The organism is Myxococcus sp. MxC21-1, assembly GCF_032612255.1.
GTDB classification, from domain to species: Bacteria; Myxococcota; Myxococcia; order Myxococcales; family Myxococcaceae; genus Myxococcus; species Myxococcus virescens.
Map to the genome: position 1 here is coordinate 3,860,332 of NZ_CP123278.1, position 14,387 is coordinate 3,874,718.

Sequence of the window (14,387 nt, forward strand, 5' to 3'; positions counted from 1 at the left end):
GAAGTCCCGGCCCCCCGGGGCTGTTTCGCGGTGGAACCCGGGCCTGCTCAGAGCCCGGCCACCTTCGCCGCGCTCGTCACCACGTAGTCCATCGCCAGCTCCTGCTGCGAGCGGGGCGACGCCGTCAGCTCGAAGCGGACGATGCCATCCTCGCTGACGCGCGCGGGCGCGGGCTTCGTGCTCTCCCGCTGCAACTGGATTTCCACCGACTCCACCTCGGAGACGGGAATCCGTTCCTCGATGGCCACCGGCACCGCCTTCGCGCCCATGTTGGAGAGGAACAGCCGCACCTTGTGCGTCGTCACCTTGCGGCCGGTGAGCCGGCTGGTCTCCCGCCCCACGTCCTCCGTTCGCGCCACGCGCAGCGCGTCCTCGCTGCCGAAGCCCAGCTTCACGCGCTCGCCCTTGCCAGTGAAGCGCAGCTGCGCACGCCCCACATAGCCGTGGGTCCGCACCAGCTTCACGGGGCCCGCGAGCAACACCGTGGGGCCCGTGTTGTCGAACCGGGCCACGCGGTGCACCAGGGGGACTGCTCCGGCATGGCCACCAGCTCGGAGGTCGCGGGCGCGGTGAACTGGAACAGGGGCACGCGGTAGGGCTCGCCGTCCGGTGGCACACTGGCCCGATGCGGGGCCGTCACCGTCAGCGGTTCACCTCCGTCGTCCATGCCCGGTAGCGCGTCCTCCCGCCGGGCAGCGCCGGGCTCGCCCGCGGTCTGGATGACCTCCTCACGGATGGCCACCTCCACCACCTGCTTCTCGCGCTCCGTCTTGTCCCGCAGCCACAGCCGGTCCTCCTGAAGCCGCGGCGGCGTGGCGCCCAGCGTGGGCCGCGCGGTGGAGAACGCCAGCTCCACGTCCTTCCACTCCTCGCCGGTGCGCTGCCAGACGACTGCCTCGCACTCCAAAGTGACGGACTCACCGGAGGCTTCGCGGGACAGTGTGGCGCGGTAGGACGGCCGCCAGGCCGTGCAGGGCACCGGTACGTGACGGACAGCGTGGCGGGCCCGCCCGTGGGGTGGCCCACCTCCAGCTCGGCCTGCGTGTCGACCGTTGGCTCCAGGAGCTCGACAGCCGTCTGCGAGGCCCGTGCTTCGTCGAGCTGCTCCCGCAGTCGCAGCGTCCGGCGCGCAGCCTCCTGAGCGCCGAGTCCGCGGACAGCTGCTCGCGGCGCACCGTCTCCAACTGTTCCCGCCACGTCTCTGGCCGCGACTGTCCGGCGCCTGCCTGCTCGGAGATGGCGCGGTGGACATCGGCGCGCGCGGTGTCCAACAGCCGCAGCCGCGCCGCCAGCCGGGTTTCGTCCGCGACCACGCGCCGGAGCTCCTGCTCCAGCTCCGCGACGCGCTTTCCGAGCGCCGTGCGGTGTTCGCGCTCGGCCTCGGGTGGTTGCGGCTTCGTCGCCCGGCGGATGCGTGCCTGGGAGATGGTGCCACCCGCGACCTTCGCCTGGAGCGAGCGGTCCACGGCGAGCGGGGACAGTCCCTGGATGACCAGCCGCTGCGTTCCCACGGACAGGGGAATCTCCCCCCGCCGCTCGACGAGCGCCCGGTCCTCGAGGACGGTGACCTTGACCACGGGCAGGGTGAAAGGGGTGCCCATCATGTCCTCCGGTTGCCGCCGCCGAGCATCTTGTTGCCCGGAATCTTGACGGTCCATGTCGCCTTCAGCGTCTGCGCTTCACCTGGCTGGAGCACCACGCGCCACGCGCGCTCGCCCTCCACCTTCGCTTCACCGGGCAAGGGCAGGCGCTTCTGCCAGAGCGGGGCCACTTCCAACTCCTCCACCTTGATGTCCTTCTCCGTGTTGACGGGAACGGTCGGCACGCGCTCGCACACCTCGACCAGGACGCGATTGCTCAGCCGGTTGGCCAGCTCCACCGACACGTGGTGCGTCAGCATCGTCGAGCCGCCGAACATGCCGCCCGTCGCCTCGTCGAACCGTGTGTTGCGCGCGACCTTGATGGACTCCTCCACACCGAGTCCCAGCCGCTGGGTCGAGCCCGGGGCCATGGTGGGGAGGGGAGACGTCATCAGGAACTCGTTCTCCAGCGTGACGTCCACGGGACCTGCCAGCAGCGGATACGGCGTCCGGTTCTCCACGCGCACCGTGCGGAACGCACGCGGCTCCACGGAGGGGACGCAGACGTATTCCGCGGACAGCCCCACGGGCACCGACAACACCGGTACGGTGTGCCACGCTCCATCCGAAGGCACGTCCGCGCGCGTCTCCACATCGAAGCGCGCATCGAAGTGAGGCGAGGACGTGCGTGGCGGCTGGGACCACGCCGGCGCGGGGGCGGCCCAGATGGAAGAGGTCTCCTGCAGACTCAGCGCGACTCGCACGGTGATGTCGATCTGTGCGTGGACCTCCGCCAGGGCCACCAGCTCCTGGGTGAGGTGCCCGGGGCGCGGTTGCAGCCTGCCACGCGAGCCCAGGTCATCCGCGGGCGGCATGGTCAGGCGGTCGTAGTCCAGCAGTGCGTCGGCGGGCTCCTGCCTAGGAGGTGTTCGCTCGCCACCGCCACCGCCACCGCCCAGCGAGGTGGCATCCATGCTGAGCCCGTCTCCGTCATCGTCGAATGAACTCTCGGGCGCCTCCTCGAGCTCGGCCGGAGGTGGCGGTCGGCGCGCGCGCGACATCAGGCCACCACCTCGCGATCGCGATCGCGTCTCCTCATCCTCGGGGGCAGCGGCACTGGGGCGCATCGGAGCACTTCGAGGGGCCGCCGCCGGCGGAGGCGGTGGCGCGGCCGCTTCCGCCATGGCGAAGTCGGGCTTGGGCGCGACGGGCACGGCACTGCGCTTTTTCTTCCGGGGTTGCTCGAGGACGGCGGGCATGGGCTCGGGTTCAGCGCTGGCCTCGGGCTGAACCGGCGTGGGCGTCCGCATGGCGTCGTAGCCCGCGAACAGCTCCTCGAGCCCCGGCGGCGCCTCCCTCCAGCCCGAACGCGCGGGAGCCGGTTGATGGCGGCCAATGCGCAGCGCCTTCAGCTCGGGGACTTCCGCATGCCGGGCGAGGTCCGCGGTGGAGACGGCGAGCTTCACCCCCGTCCAGTCCTCGCCGGTGCGCTGGAGCACGGAGGCGCGCATGCGCAGCGTTCCCTCTTCCAGCGTGCGCGGCAGGCGCAAGTCGTAGGTGGGCACCCAGCGCGCCCCCTGGACGGCGTATTCGAGCGCGAGCCGCGCCCCCAGGTCCGCGGGGAGGGGGCCCGACAGCGTCAGCACGACCGCGCGGTACACGCGGGCGCGTTGCCCTCGCACGGACGAAGAGGCTTCGGCGACGCGGCTGCGCCGCAAGCGCAGCTCGGCTTCGGCGTCACGCTGCTGCCGCTCCAGGTCCAGCTTCCGCGAATGCAGCGCGGCGAGCTCGGCGTCCACGAAGGACATGAGCGATAGCATCGCGGACACGGGGGCCTCACGGGGCTCCTGCGCTTCCTTCGGCCGGGGCGGAAACCCGGGGGACAGCTTCGACAGCGCGTCCAGTTCCTGACCCACGCGCGCGAGCTGTTGGGTGAGGTCGGAGAGGCGGTGCTCGGCTTCCTCCAGGGCGCGGTGCTCCGCGGGCACGTCGACTTCAGGCGGAAGCTGGACGTCATAGGTGGGACGAAGGTCGCGCACGGCGAGTCCCGACGGGCCGTGCACGACGGACGCCCGAAGCGAGCCGGCTTGCAACGACAGGGGCAGTCCATTGATTCGCACCTGCGTGGGCAACATCCCCCCCGCCGTGGGAATCGTGGCGACCCGCGTACAAAGCGCCCCCTCCGCGTGGACGGTGACGGCTTCGAGGTTCGATGTGACGACGAGCATGGCTGCTCACCGTAATCGAGGTGTCTGATAAAAATCAGTCCCCCCAGACAAAAGGCACCAACCCGTGAGGTCGGGATGCCCTTTGGCCGGATTGACGACACGCTGCAATTGGAGCTAGCGCGCCTCAGCTCTTCTCGGTGCTCGCCACGGGCGGAGACTGGGGCCGCTGACGCTTCAAGGGGCGGCCCACGCAGTCACGTCCCGGCTTCGGCTCGCGGGTGCTGCGCGGGCGGTACTCCCAATGCCAGGGCTCGGAGCGCACCGTGCGCTTGAATCCGAAGCGGCACGCATTCGACACGAGCCAGTCATAGGTCGGTGTCTTGACGCCGCCGATGACCAGGTCCACCGCGAGGCCTCGCTGATGGTTGGAGCGCCCGGGCCGTGCCGCCTGGGGCCCCTTGCCCTTGCGGTAGCGCTCATAGAGCCGGCGCTGCTTCGCGGGGGAGCGGTAGCCGCTGTGGACCCAGAGGTAGATGTTCTTCGAACGCGCTTCGGCCTTCATCCGCCGGTACGCGTCCGCGGCGTCGGCATGAAGCAACTGCCCGTTCTTGAGACGAACGAGCCGACTGCCCTTCGCCTCACTTCGCCGGGGCTTTGCGTCGCCGGCGACGGCTTGGGGCGCGAACAGACACAGGAGGATGAAGACTCCCCAGCGGAGCAGCGCGAGCGACATGTTTGGACGCCGGCCCCGTGGCCGGAATCCGAACTTTCGCGCGTCTGTGCCTCGACGCAAGCAGACGGGAAGGCGAGCGCCTGTTCAGAACAGTTTCAATTGCGCGTCCGGAGCCTTCACTTCACGCGGAGGCAACGGCTGGAATCCATGTGCGCGGGCCCACGCCTCACTGGGGCCCGTCCAATGGTGTGACGCCATCCGGACATGGTCGCGCTCGTCGAAGGTGACGCCCTCCGCCTCCAGGGCCTCGCGCTGTCCGTAACCCGAGGTGCTGATGCCACCCGTGCGGTTGATGACGCGCTGCCAGGGCACGCTGTCCGCGCGGGCGCCCAACGCGCCCAGTGCATGTCCCACGACGCGGGCATCGCAGCCATCACCGACGATGGCGGCGATGTCCCCATATGTGGCCACCTGCCCATGCGGCACTTGCGAGGTGACGGTGTAGATGCGCTCGAAGTAGTCGCGCTCGTCGCGTGGCGGTGTGGACATGCTGGCTCCTGTCCCGTTCGGAAACGGCGTGGGGGCGGCGTCAACCTTTGTATGTAGTGTGAAGGCTCAGCCGCTGCGCGAGCCCAGCCCGGTGGCCTCGCCCGCGCGCAGGCGCTCATGCAGGGTGCGGGTGAGCAGGTACCAGAACTGCACGTTGCCCACGCTCAGGATGTCGCCGTCGCGCAGCACGGCCTCGCGGCCACCCAGGGAGCGGGCGTTGAGGAAGGTGCCGTTGGTGGAGCCCAGGTCCTGTACGGTGCAGCGCTGGTCGGCTTCGTTCCACCGCAGCTCCGCGTGCATCTTGGACACGGACGCGTCATCGACGACCAGGTCGCAGTCCATGCGGCGGCCAATGCGCAGCCGGTCGGTGGCGTTGAGCGGCGGCAGGGTGGCCACGCGCAGGTGTTCGAACTCGAACAGCAAGGCCAGCATGCCCTGTTCGATTTCCGAGGGCGCCGCCATGCGGGTGGGGGCGAGCACGGCGGTCGAGGCCTCGGAAGGCGGGCGCTGGATGAGTGCGAAAGGCCCCAGTTGACGCTGGAAGGCACTGGAGGGCAGGGCGGCACCGAGCCCGCGCAATTCCTGGACGGACAGCACGGGGGCAGACTAGCGGGTCAAAGGGCGCGCGCCCAGCCCATCCCCCCGTTCCCTGTACGGGTTTCATTGACCAACTTGTCAGTGGTTCCTTACATTGGGCTTTTGTTTGGTCGCGGGGGCCGGGCTCCGGAAGAGGAGCGCCGGCCCTCCATCTTATTTGAACCTGGGAGTGGTGGAAGGAGCTGTGTCGATGAGCAGCGGGAGCGACAACATCCCGATGACCCCGTCCGGACTGCGCAAGCTGAAGGAGGAACTGAAGCACCTCCAGTCCGTCGAGCGGGGGAAGATCTCGCGCGAGATCGAGGTCGCTCGCGCACACGGTGACCTGCGCGAGAACGCGGAGTACCACGCGGCGAAGGAGAAGCAGTCGCACATCGAGGGGCGCATCCTGACCCTCAACGACTGGATTGCGCGTGCGGAGGTCATCGACCCGGCGAAGCTGGGCGGCGACAAGGTCATTTTCGGGGCGACGGTGGACCTGCTCGATACCGAAACCGACAAGCCGGTGAGCTACCGGCTCGTGGGGGAGATCGAGGCAGACCTGAAGAAGCGGTGGATTGCCGTCACCTCACCGGTGGCGCGCGCGCTCATCGGCAAGAAGGTGGGTGACATCGCCACGGTTCAGAGCCCCGGCGGCGTGCGCGAGCTGGAAGTCCAGCAGATCCGCTTCGAGGAGCCCGAGGAAGAGGCCTCGGCGAGCCAGAGCTGAGCCTCGGAAGCCGCAGTGAGTTGCCGGGGGAGCGGGCCAGGGCTCGCTTCCCCGGTCTCGTTTTGTGGGAGACGTCATCCTCGTTCCGTAGGATGTACGGCGGAACCCCCGCGTGAACCACCCGCTCGCCAGCCTTGTTGGACCCCTCCGGTACGTGTGCCAGCGCGACTTCGCGATGCTGGCCACCGTGAAGTCGTTGCGCCCGGTGTTGGAGCGCGCGCTTGCCGGGGCCAGTGGCGTGGATGCACGGGCGCTGGACCACTTGAGGGCCGCGCTGCCCGACGTGGACCACGCCATGCCCGAGCGCCGCAAGGCCGCGCTGCGGCGCGTCGTGGCCGGGCTGAAGGTCAGCGGGGTGGAGCTGCCCGCGGAGCTGCACGGCGTGACGATGGAGGGCGCGGTTCCGGCTCGGCCGAGGTCCACGCAGGGCGCTCCGGTGGGCGCGGGAGGCACGACGCCCCCGGGGTATGTGCCGCCCTGGAAGTCGGCGGAGCCACTGCCCACGTCGGGCCCCCGGCCGGACGCACCTCGAGGACCGGCTTCGCGTGGAGCCTCGGCCCCCGCGCGCGGAAGCGGCGTTGAGGGCCCCATGCCGCGCATGAGTCCTGATGGGCCGCGGGGACGGCAGGCCGGAATGGACTCGGACCTCCTGCCTGCCCGTCCACCGCGGATGGCGCCGGCGACGCGGCCACCGCAGTCGAACGTCGCCGCGCCGCAGCCCGCCACCGGGCGGCAGGGCGCGCCGTCGTCTCGGGCGAAGCCAGGGCTCCGTCAGGCCGCGCTCGACACGGGGCCAGAGGCGGTTCCCGGAGCGAAGACGCGCAAGGAGAAGGCGCAGCGAAAGAAGAAGCGGGCGGTCGCGGCGGAGGCCTCTCGCTCCGAGGCGAAGCTCCTCTCCATCGCGCCGCGCTCCGGGCCGCTGGCGTCGCCGCTGAAGACGCTGGGCAAGCGGCTGGGGCCCAGGCTCGTCTCGGCGCTCGACAAGAAGGGGCTGCGCCGCATGGGCGACATCCTCTTCATGCTGCCGCGCTGCTACGAGGACCGCCGCCAGCTGCGCACCATCGCCGAACTGGAGCCCGGCGAGCGAGGCGTCACGGTGGGCATCGTCAAGGTGGCCGACTTCGTGGCGGGCCGTCAGGGCCGGCGCATGTTCCGCGCCGTCGTGGGGGACCGCTCGGGCAGCATCGCCGCCACGTACTTCAACGCGGGCCCCTGGTTGAAGAGCCGGTTCACCGTGGGCAAGCGCATCGTCCTCTCCGGCGAGGTCCGCGCCACCATGTCGGGCCGGGAGATGCCCCATCCGGAAATCGAACCGGCGGAGGACCTCGAGTCCACGACATCGGTCCACTTCAACCGCATCGTCCCCGTGTATCCGGGCTTCGAGCGCGGCGAGCAGCGCTCCTTCCGCGAGCTGACCTCCCGCGTGGGCGAGCAGTACGCGCACGAACTGGATGACCCGCTGCCCGCCGACCTGCGCCGCCGCTTGGACCTGATGGGCCTGCCGGACGCGCTGCGCTTCATCCACTTCCCGCCAGGGGACGCGGACCTGGAGGCGCTCGACGCGCACCAGAGCCCCGCGCACCGGCGGCTCGCCTTCGACGAGCTGTTCTTCCTCCAACTGGGCATGGCCCTCAAGCGGCAGGGCGTGAAGGCGGAGGTCGGCATCTCCTTCGACGTGTCCGAGCCCCGGCTGGCGAAGGCGCGCAACGCGCTGCCGTTCCAACTCACCGGCGCGCAGGCGCGGGTGGTGGAGGAGCTCTGCTGGGACATGGCGCGCCCGGAGCCCATGAACCGGCTGGTCCAGGGAGACGTGGGCAGCGGCAAGACGGCGGTGGCCATGGTCTCCGCCCTCATCGCGCTGCAGGCCGGCTACCAGGTGGCCGTCATGGCGCCCACGGAAATCCTCGCTGAGCAGCACGAGCGCAACTTCCGCAAGGTGATGGAGCCGCTGGGCTACCGCGTGGGCCTGGTGAGCGCGGCGGGCACGGCGAAGGCCAAGCGCCAGGTGCGCGAGGCCGTGGCCCGAGGCGAAATTCATCTGGCCGTGGGCACGCACGCGCTGCTTCAGGCAGACGTCTCCTTCGAACGCCTGGGCCTGGTCGTCATCGACGAACAGCACCGCTTCGGCGTGCTCCAGCGCCACACGCTGATGAGCAAGGGGCCCAAGCCGGATGTGCTGGTGATGACGGCCACGCCCATTCCCCGCACGCTGGCCATGACGCTGTACGGCGACCTGGACTTGTCCGTCATCGACCAGCTTCCGCCGGGCCGCACGCCCATTCAAACGCGGGTGTTCAACGACAAGCAGCGCGCGCTCGTCTACGAGTCCGTGGGCGCGCAGCTGGCCAAGGGGCACCAGGCCTACGTCGTCTACCCGCTGGTGGAGGAGTCGGAGAAGCTGGACCTGGAGGACGCCACGCGCGGCGTGGAGAAGCTCCGGAAGGTGTTCCCCGACGCGAAGGTGGGGCTGCTGCACGGGCGGATGAAGGCGGAGGAGAAGGACTCCGTCATGGAGGACTTCCGCGAGAAGCGCCTGCACCTGCTCGTCTGCACCACGGTGGTGGAGGTGGGCGTGGACGTGCCCAACGCCTCCGTGATGGTGGTGGAATCCGCCGAGCGCTTCGGCCTGTCACAGCTTCACCAGCTCCGGGGCCGGGTGGGGCGCGGCGCGGCGGCGAGCTTCTGCCACCTGGTGGCCGGGAGCGCCCGCTCCTGGGAGTCCGCCGAGCGCCTGACGGTGATGGAGCAGAGCAGCGACGGCTTCGTCATCGCGGAGAAGGACCTGGAGATTCGAGGCCCGGGTGAATTCCTGGGCACGCGCCAGAGTGGCTTGCCCGAGCTGGCGGTGGCCAACCTGGCGCGGGATGGCGACCTGCTCTCCATGGCGCAGTCCGAGGCCCGGCGCATCCTGGAGAAGGACCCGGACATGAAGGCGAAGGAGAACCAGGGCCTCGTGAAGGCGCTCGAGGAACGCTGGGAAGGGCGGCTCGCGCTCGCACGGGTGGGTTAGGGCGCCCGTCATGACTAGGCTAGGGGCATGGGTGACTGGGGAAGGGCCGACTACCTGTCGCGGCACGGCATCAAGGACGCGCGAGTCCTGGAGGCCATCGCTCGGCTGAGCCGCGCGGACTTCGTGCCGGAGGGCCTGCGCGAAGAGGCGAGCGCGGACTCGCCGCTGCCTATCGGGCATGGGCAGACCATCAGCCAGCCCTATGTCGTGGCGCTGATGACGGAGGCGCTTCAGCTGCAGGGGGACGAGCGGGTCCTCGAAATCGGCACCGGCTCGGGCTACCAGACGGCGCTGCTGTCCCTGCTGTGCAGAGAGGTCTACTCCGTGGAAATCGTTCCCGAGCTGGCCCAATCGGCGCGAGAGGTGTTGCGGCGGCAGGGCTTCGAAAACGTCTCGTTCCGGGAAGGAGACGGCTCACTGGGCTGGCCGGACCAGGCGCCCTTCGACGCCATCCTCGCCGCCGCGGCGCCACCAGACGTTCCGCTTCAGCTCCTTTCCCAGCTCAAGCCGGGCGGACGCATGCTCATTCCGGTGGGCCCCCAGGGGGGCACCCAGCAACTGCTGCGCATCCAGCGCGCCCTCCGGCCCGGAGAGGTGCCCCAGGTGGAGTCCCTGCTGCCGGTTCGCTTCGTTCCCATGACGGGGCAGCCGCTGTCGCAGGGGTGACCTCCTGGGCTCGGGTGGCTCCTGACCCAGCGAGGCGGGAGGCAGGCTCTCTATCCGCTTGCTCGCCATGTCGGCGGCGGCCCGCTAACGTTCGCACATCATGATCATCTGTCCGCTCTGCGACCACGTTCAGCCCGAAGGGACGGAGTGCGACGTCTGCGGCAAGCGGTTCCCCGCGGCCGTGGCGGAGACCGCGCCCATCGCGACGTTGCCGGAGCTGGAGGTGACACCGCATGCCGGAGGCCGCGCGCCGGTGGTCGCGGCCGTGTTGCCCGACCTGGACGTGACGCGGCTCCGTTCCGGGCCCGATCTGCCGGCGCAGGTGGTTCCCGACCTGCAACTGACACGCGCCCGGGACTTGGGGGCCGTTCCGGTGACGCCCATGCACGAACTGGACACCGGACGTGCCCCGGACGATGGCGTTCGCACCCCCGCGCCGCTGGGCGCCGTCGTCTGCCGTTACTGCCGCATCACCCAGGCCGAGGGGTTGCTCTGCGACAACTGCGGCATGCGCCTGCCTCGGGCGAAGCCCACCGTGGCAGCGGCGCCTGGAAGGCCGTCAGGCGACGACGATGGCTGGCGCTCTTGTGCATCGTGTCATACTCGCGTGCGGCCCGGTAAGGCCTGTCCGGAGTGTGGCACGCGGGCACAGGAGGAGGCATGAGCGAGGAGTCGGCTTCGGATTTCCGCGCGGAGTACGCGTGCAGTGAGGGCTGTGACTTCCGCGCCTCGCTGATGGACGTGGTGTACCGGTGCCCGCGCTGCGGCGGCCTGCTGGAAGTCGCGCACGACGTGAAGGCCCTGCGCACGGTCTCCGCGGCGGAATGGAAGCGCCGTTTCGAGACGCGCTTCGGCTCCGCGCGCCTGCCGGATGGCTCGGGCGTGTGGGGCAAGCGGGAGTGGGCGTATCCGCAGCTGCCGGCGGAGGACATCGTCTCGCTCGGCGAGGGCCGCGTGCCGCTCAAGCCGCTGCCGCGCATGGCGGCGGAGCTGGGGCTGGCCGCGCTGGACTTGAAGGAGTGCGGCGTCTCGCCCACGGGCAGCTTCAAGGACTGGGGCATGACGGTCCTGGTCTCCGCGGTGAAGCACATGCGCGCCCGGGGCGTTCCGCTGCGCGCGGTGGCGTGTGCCTCCACGGGCGACACGTCCGCGGCGCTCTCCGCCTACTGCGCGGCGGCGGGGATTCCGGCGGTGGTGTTCCTGCCGCGCGACAAGGTGTCGCTCGCGCAGCTCGTGCAGCCCATTGCCAATGGGGCGCGGGTGCTGTCGCTGGACACGGACTTCGACGGCTGCATGAAGCTGGTGCAGGCGGTGACGGCGGACACGGGGCTGTACCTGGCCAACTCGATGAACTCGCTGCGCATCGAAGGCCAGAAGATGGTCGCCGTGGAGCTCTGCCAGGACCTGGGCTGGGAGCCGCCGGACTGGGTGGTGATTCCCGGCGGCAACCTGGGCAACGCCAGCGCCTTGGGCAAGGGCTTCGAGCTGATGCTGTCGCTGGGGCTCATCACCCGCCGGCCGCGCATCGCCGTGGCGCAGGCCCAGAAGGCCAACCCGCTGGCGCGCTCGTACCGGGGCGGCTTCCAGGAGCTGGTGCCCCTGCAGGCCGAGCCCACGCTGGCGTCGGCCATCCAGATTGGCAATCCGGTGTCATTCAAGCGCGCAGTGAAGGTGCTCAAGGCGTTCGACGGCGTGGTGGAGGACGCCAGCGAGTCCGAGCTGGCCAACGCCGCCGCGCGGGCGGACCGCGAGGGCACCTTCACCTGTCCGCACACGGGCGTGGCGCTGGCGGCCCTGGAGAAGCTGGTGGCGCAGGGCGTGATTGCCCGGGGTTCGCGCGTGGCGGTGGTGTCCACCGCGCACGGCCTGAAGTTCGCCGACTTCAAGGTGGGCTACCACCGCGGCTCGCTGGCGGAGGTGACGAGCCAGTTCGCCAACCCGCCCGTGGAGCTGCCCGCGACGCTGGACGCGGTGAAGGGCGCGCTGGCGGACCTGGGCTGAACCACGGGCCGGTCCGCCCGGCGAGGGGCGCGTCAGTCCGGCTGGAGCGGGACGCGCTTCTCGATGGTGAGACCGAAGCCCGCGAGCCCGCGGTAGGTGATGTCCGAGTTGGTCATCACCTGGAGCGTGTGGATGCCCAGGTCCGTGAGAATCTGGCAGCCCATGCCCAGGTCACGCGACTCCTGGGGGCCACGCGTGGGGCCGCTGCTGCCGTCATTGTTGCGCTTGTGGTGGATGCCGAAGTCGTCCCCGTGCATGCCAGGCAGGTACACCAGCACGCCAGAGCCTTCGCGGGCGATGCGCGCCAGCGCCTGATCCAGCAGCACGTTGCAGTTGCACGTCGGGGAGCCGAACACGTCACCCAGGGCACAGGCCGCGTGCAGGCGCACCAGGGTGCTGGGCCGCGCCGCCGGGTCACCCTTCACCAGGACCAGGGACTTCACACCGTCGGGTAGCCACGAATAGGTGAGGGCGGTGAACTCACCGTAGCGGGTGTTGACGGTCTGCTGGCCGGGCTCGCGGCGCACCAGCCGGTCCTTCCGGCGGCGGTACTCGATGAGGTCCGCGATGGTGATGAGCGACAGCTTGTGCTCGCGGGCGAAGACCTTGAGGTCCGGCATCCGCATCATGGTGCCGTCGTCCTTCACCAGCTCGCAGAGGATGCCGGAGGCGGACAGGCCGGCGAGGCGGGACAGGTCCACGGTGGCCTCGGTGTGGCCGGCCCGGCGGAGGACGCCGCCCTCACGGTAGCGGAGCGGGAAGATGTGCCCGGGGCGCAGGAAGTCATCGGCCTTGCTGGAGGGGTCCACCAGGGCACGGATGGTCTTCGCGCGGTCCGCCGCGGAGACGCCCGTGTGGGTGCCGTGGCGGTAGTCCACGGAGACGGTGAAGGCGGTGCGATGGGATTCGGTGTTGTCCGACACCATCTGCGGGAGGCGGAGCTCGTCCAGCCGCTCCGCCAGCATGGGCATGCAGACGATGCCGCTGGTGTGGCGCACCATGAAGGCCAGGTGCTCGGGCGTCACCTTCTCCGCGGCCATGATGAGGTCGCCCTCATTCTCGCGGTCCTCGTCGTCGGCGACGATGACGAACTTGCCCTCCTGGATGTCACGGATGGCGTCGTCGATGGAGGAGATCTCGCTGGCGTGACTCATGGAGGTTTCGGTCCGGGCGGAGGGCTGCATGAGTCGCGCATGTAGCGTGGGCGACGGTGGCTCGCAAGCCAACCGGTAGCCGGGCGCATGTGGGGATGATGGCGGGGATGAGGTTGGCAGGGGGGCGTTGGAGGGCCTACGGCTGGCTGGTGGGTGGACGCCGACTCGACGTGACGGGCGCAGTGATGTAGGGTGCTTGGCGCCGTGATGACTTCCAATACCCAGGAACTCCGGGCTCGGCTCGACCAGCTCCAGGCCAGTCTTTCCACCCGCGAGAGCACGACACGCTTCGCCCGAGCGGGGGTGTCCACCGTCATTGCCCTCCTGGTGGGAGGGGCGTCGGGCAAGCTCTTCTACGATTCTCTTCGCACGCCCCTGCTGGCGTGGGCGGCGGCCCTGGTGTCCGTGTCGCTGCTCGTCTACGCCTTCATCAGCTACCGCTCGGGCCGGAAGGTCCTGGTGGATGAGCTGAAGCAATACGAGTCGATGCTGGCCCTGCGCAGCGAGCTGCGGCTGGACGACCCCTCGGCGCTGCTTCCCCGGTGAGCGCCGCCCGGAAGAAGGCCACCGCGCGCCGTCCAGGGCGTTTCATCGTCCTGGAGGGACTGGACGGGGCGGGTACCACGACGCAGGTGGAGCGGCTTGCCGCGGCCCTGCGCGCGGAGGGGCACTCGGTGCTGACCACGCGGGAGCCGTCTGACGGCCCCGTGGGGACGATGATTCGCCAGGCGCTCACGGGCCGGTTGGGACTGCCCGGTGGGGCGGGCCCGCTGGCGCCGGAGACGCTGGCGTTGCTGTTCGCCGCGGACCGGACGGACCACCTCACGGCCCGGGTGCTCCCGGCGCTGGCGGCGGGCCAGATTGTCCTGTGTGACCGCTACGTCCTGTCGTCCCTGGCCTACCAGGGCGCGTCGCTGCCCATGGAATGGGTGGAGGCGGTGAATGCGTGCGCGGTGTCGCCGGACCTGACGCTGTTCGTCGGCGTGGCGCCGGAGGTGGCGGCACGGCGCCGCAAGGCACGCGGCGGGACGGCGGAGCTGTTCGAGGCGGACGAGGCTCAGCGGCGGATTGCGAAGCAGTACGTAGCCGCCATCCGCCGCCGGGAGCAGCACGAGCGCATCGTCCACATCGACGGCGAGCAGGGCATCGAGGCCGTGACGACCGCGTCGTTGGTAGAGATTCGCAAGCTGCTGGCCCGCAAGCGCTGAGCGGTCTGGGGCGGTATTCCCGCCCGGCGGTTGCGGGATGACCGCGTGGCGGACCCAAGCCTTGCCACGCGG

The 14,387-nt window shown here is 70.2% G+C and carries 12 protein-coding genes and 1 pseudogene; 7 read left to right on the forward strand and 6 right to left on the reverse strand.

Annotated features, from left to right (window positions below):
* Window positions 1–47: 47 nt before the first annotated feature.
* The 5 genes and pseudogenes from QEG98_RS17935 to QEG98_RS17955 all read right to left on the reverse strand — a co-directional run bounded on the left by QEG98_RS17935 (window position 48) and on the right by QEG98_RS17955 (window position 5,567).
* A pseudogene (locus QEG98_RS17935) lies at window positions 48–1,601 on the reverse strand (mucoidy inhibitor MuiA family protein).
* Window positions 1,601–3,808, reverse strand: a complete 2,208-nt coding sequence (locus QEG98_RS17940) for a mucoidy inhibitor MuiA family protein (RefSeq protein WP_316567496.1) — start codon at window positions 3,806–3,808, stop codon at window positions 1,601–1,603. Before QEG98_RS17940 ends, QEG98_RS17935 begins: the two are co-directional and overlap by 1 nt.
* Before the next feature lie 124 nt (window positions 3,809–3,932).
* On the reverse strand, window positions 3,933–4,481 hold the full coding sequence (locus QEG98_RS17945) for a D-alanyl-D-alanine carboxypeptidase family protein (protein ID WP_186817660.1): 549 nt from the start codon (window positions 4,479–4,481) through the stop codon (window positions 3,933–3,935).
* 84 nt (window positions 4,482–4,565) lie between these two features.
* Window positions 4,566–4,970, reverse strand: a complete 405-nt coding sequence (locus QEG98_RS17950) for an MGMT family protein (protein ID WP_316567497.1) — start codon at window positions 4,968–4,970, stop codon at window positions 4,566–4,568.
* A 66-nt stretch (window positions 4,971–5,036) separates the two neighbouring features.
* On the reverse strand, window positions 5,037–5,567 hold the full coding sequence (locus QEG98_RS17955; protein WP_090491344.1) for an FHA domain-containing protein: 531 nt from the start codon (window positions 5,565–5,567) through the stop codon (window positions 5,037–5,039).
* A 190-nt stretch (window positions 5,568–5,757) separates the two neighbouring features.
* Between QEG98_RS17955 and greA the strand changes: the two genes are divergently transcribed.
* The 5 genes from greA to thrC all read left to right on the forward strand — a co-directional run bounded on the left by greA (window position 5,758) and on the right by thrC (window position 11,953).
* Window positions 5,758–6,276 carry a transcription elongation factor GreA gene (gene greA / locus QEG98_RS17960; protein ID WP_090491345.1) on the forward strand — a complete coding sequence of 173 codons (519 nt, stop codon included), beginning with the start codon at window positions 5,758–5,760 and terminating at the stop codon, window positions 6,274–6,276.
* Between the two features lie 154 nt (window positions 6,277–6,430).
* Window positions 6,431–9,286, forward strand: coding sequence for an ATP-dependent DNA helicase RecG (gene recG, locus QEG98_RS17965; RefSeq protein ID WP_090491529.1), 2,856 nt, complete (start codon window positions 6,431–6,433; stop codon window positions 9,284–9,286).
* 27 nt (window positions 9,287–9,313) lie between these two features.
* A complete protein-coding gene (locus tag QEG98_RS17970; RefSeq protein WP_316567498.1) occupies window positions 9,314–9,952 on the forward strand; it encodes a protein-L-isoaspartate(D-aspartate) O-methyltransferase in 639 nt (212 codons plus the stop codon).
* 100 nt (window positions 9,953–10,052) lie between these two features.
* Window positions 10,053–10,616, forward strand: coding sequence for a hypothetical protein (locus QEG98_RS17975; RefSeq protein ID WP_316567499.1), 564 nt, complete (start codon window positions 10,053–10,055; stop codon window positions 10,614–10,616).
* A complete protein-coding gene (thrC, locus tag QEG98_RS17980) occupies window positions 10,613–11,953 on the forward strand; it encodes a threonine synthase (protein WP_316567500.1) in 1,341 nt (446 codons plus the stop codon). Before QEG98_RS17975 ends, thrC begins: the two co-directional genes overlap by 4 nt.
* 32 nt (window positions 11,954–11,985) lie before the next feature.
* Here the strand turns inward: thrC and ribB are convergent, their stop codons facing one another.
* Entirely contained in the window at window positions 11,986–13,137 is a 1,152-nt protein-coding gene (gene ribB / locus QEG98_RS17985) for a 3,4-dihydroxy-2-butanone-4-phosphate synthase (protein ID WP_090491349.1), read from the reverse strand.
* Window positions 13,138–13,314: 177 nt separating this feature from the next.
* Here ribB and QEG98_RS17990 point away from each other — a divergent pair, with 177 nt between their 5' ends.
* Together QEG98_RS17990 and tmk are read left to right on the forward strand one after the other, a co-directional pair.
* Window positions 13,315–13,653, forward strand: a complete 339-nt coding sequence (locus QEG98_RS17990) for a hypothetical protein (RefSeq protein ID WP_225888999.1) — start codon at window positions 13,315–13,317, stop codon at window positions 13,651–13,653.
* Window positions 13,650–14,315, forward strand: a complete 666-nt coding sequence (gene tmk, locus QEG98_RS17995) for a dTMP kinase (RefSeq protein ID WP_090491351.1) — start codon at window positions 13,650–13,652, stop codon at window positions 14,313–14,315. Before QEG98_RS17990 ends, tmk begins: the two co-directional genes overlap by 4 nt.
* Window positions 14,316–14,387: the final 72 nt, after the last annotated feature.

Excerpts from the sequence above, each read along its gene's own strand:
- QEG98_RS17940 (WP_316567496.1), bottom strand. The coding sequence starts at position 3,808 with ATGCTCGTCGTCACATCGAACCTCGAAGCCGTCACCGTCCACGCGGAG.
- QEG98_RS17945 (WP_186817660.1), bottom strand. The coding sequence starts at position 4,481 with ATGTCGCTCGCGCTGCTCCGCTGGGGAGTCTTCATCCTCCTGTGTCTG.
- QEG98_RS17950 (WP_316567497.1), bottom strand. The coding sequence starts at position 4,970 with ATGTCCACACCGCCACGCGACGAGCGCGACTACTTCGAGCGCATCTAC.
- greA (WP_090491345.1), top strand. The coding sequence starts at position 5,758 with ATGAGCAGCGGGAGCGACAACATCCCGATGACCCCGTCCGGACTGCGC.
- QEG98_RS17970 (WP_316567498.1), top strand. The coding sequence starts at position 9,314 with ATGGGTGACTGGGGAAGGGCCGACTACCTGTCGCGGCACGGCATCAAG.
- QEG98_RS17975 (WP_316567499.1), top strand. The coding sequence starts at position 10,053 with ATGATCATCTGTCCGCTCTGCGACCACGTTCAGCCCGAAGGGACGGAG.
- thrC (WP_316567500.1), top strand. The coding sequence starts at position 10,613 with ATGAGCGAGGAGTCGGCTTCGGATTTCCGCGCGGAGTACGCGTGCAGT.
- ribB (WP_090491349.1), bottom strand. The coding sequence starts at position 13,137 with ATGCAGCCCTCCGCCCGGACCGAAACCTCCATGAGTCACGCCAGCGAG.
- QEG98_RS17990 (WP_225888999.1), top strand. The coding sequence starts at position 13,315 with ATGACTTCCAATACCCAGGAACTCCGGGCTCGGCTCGACCAGCTCCAG.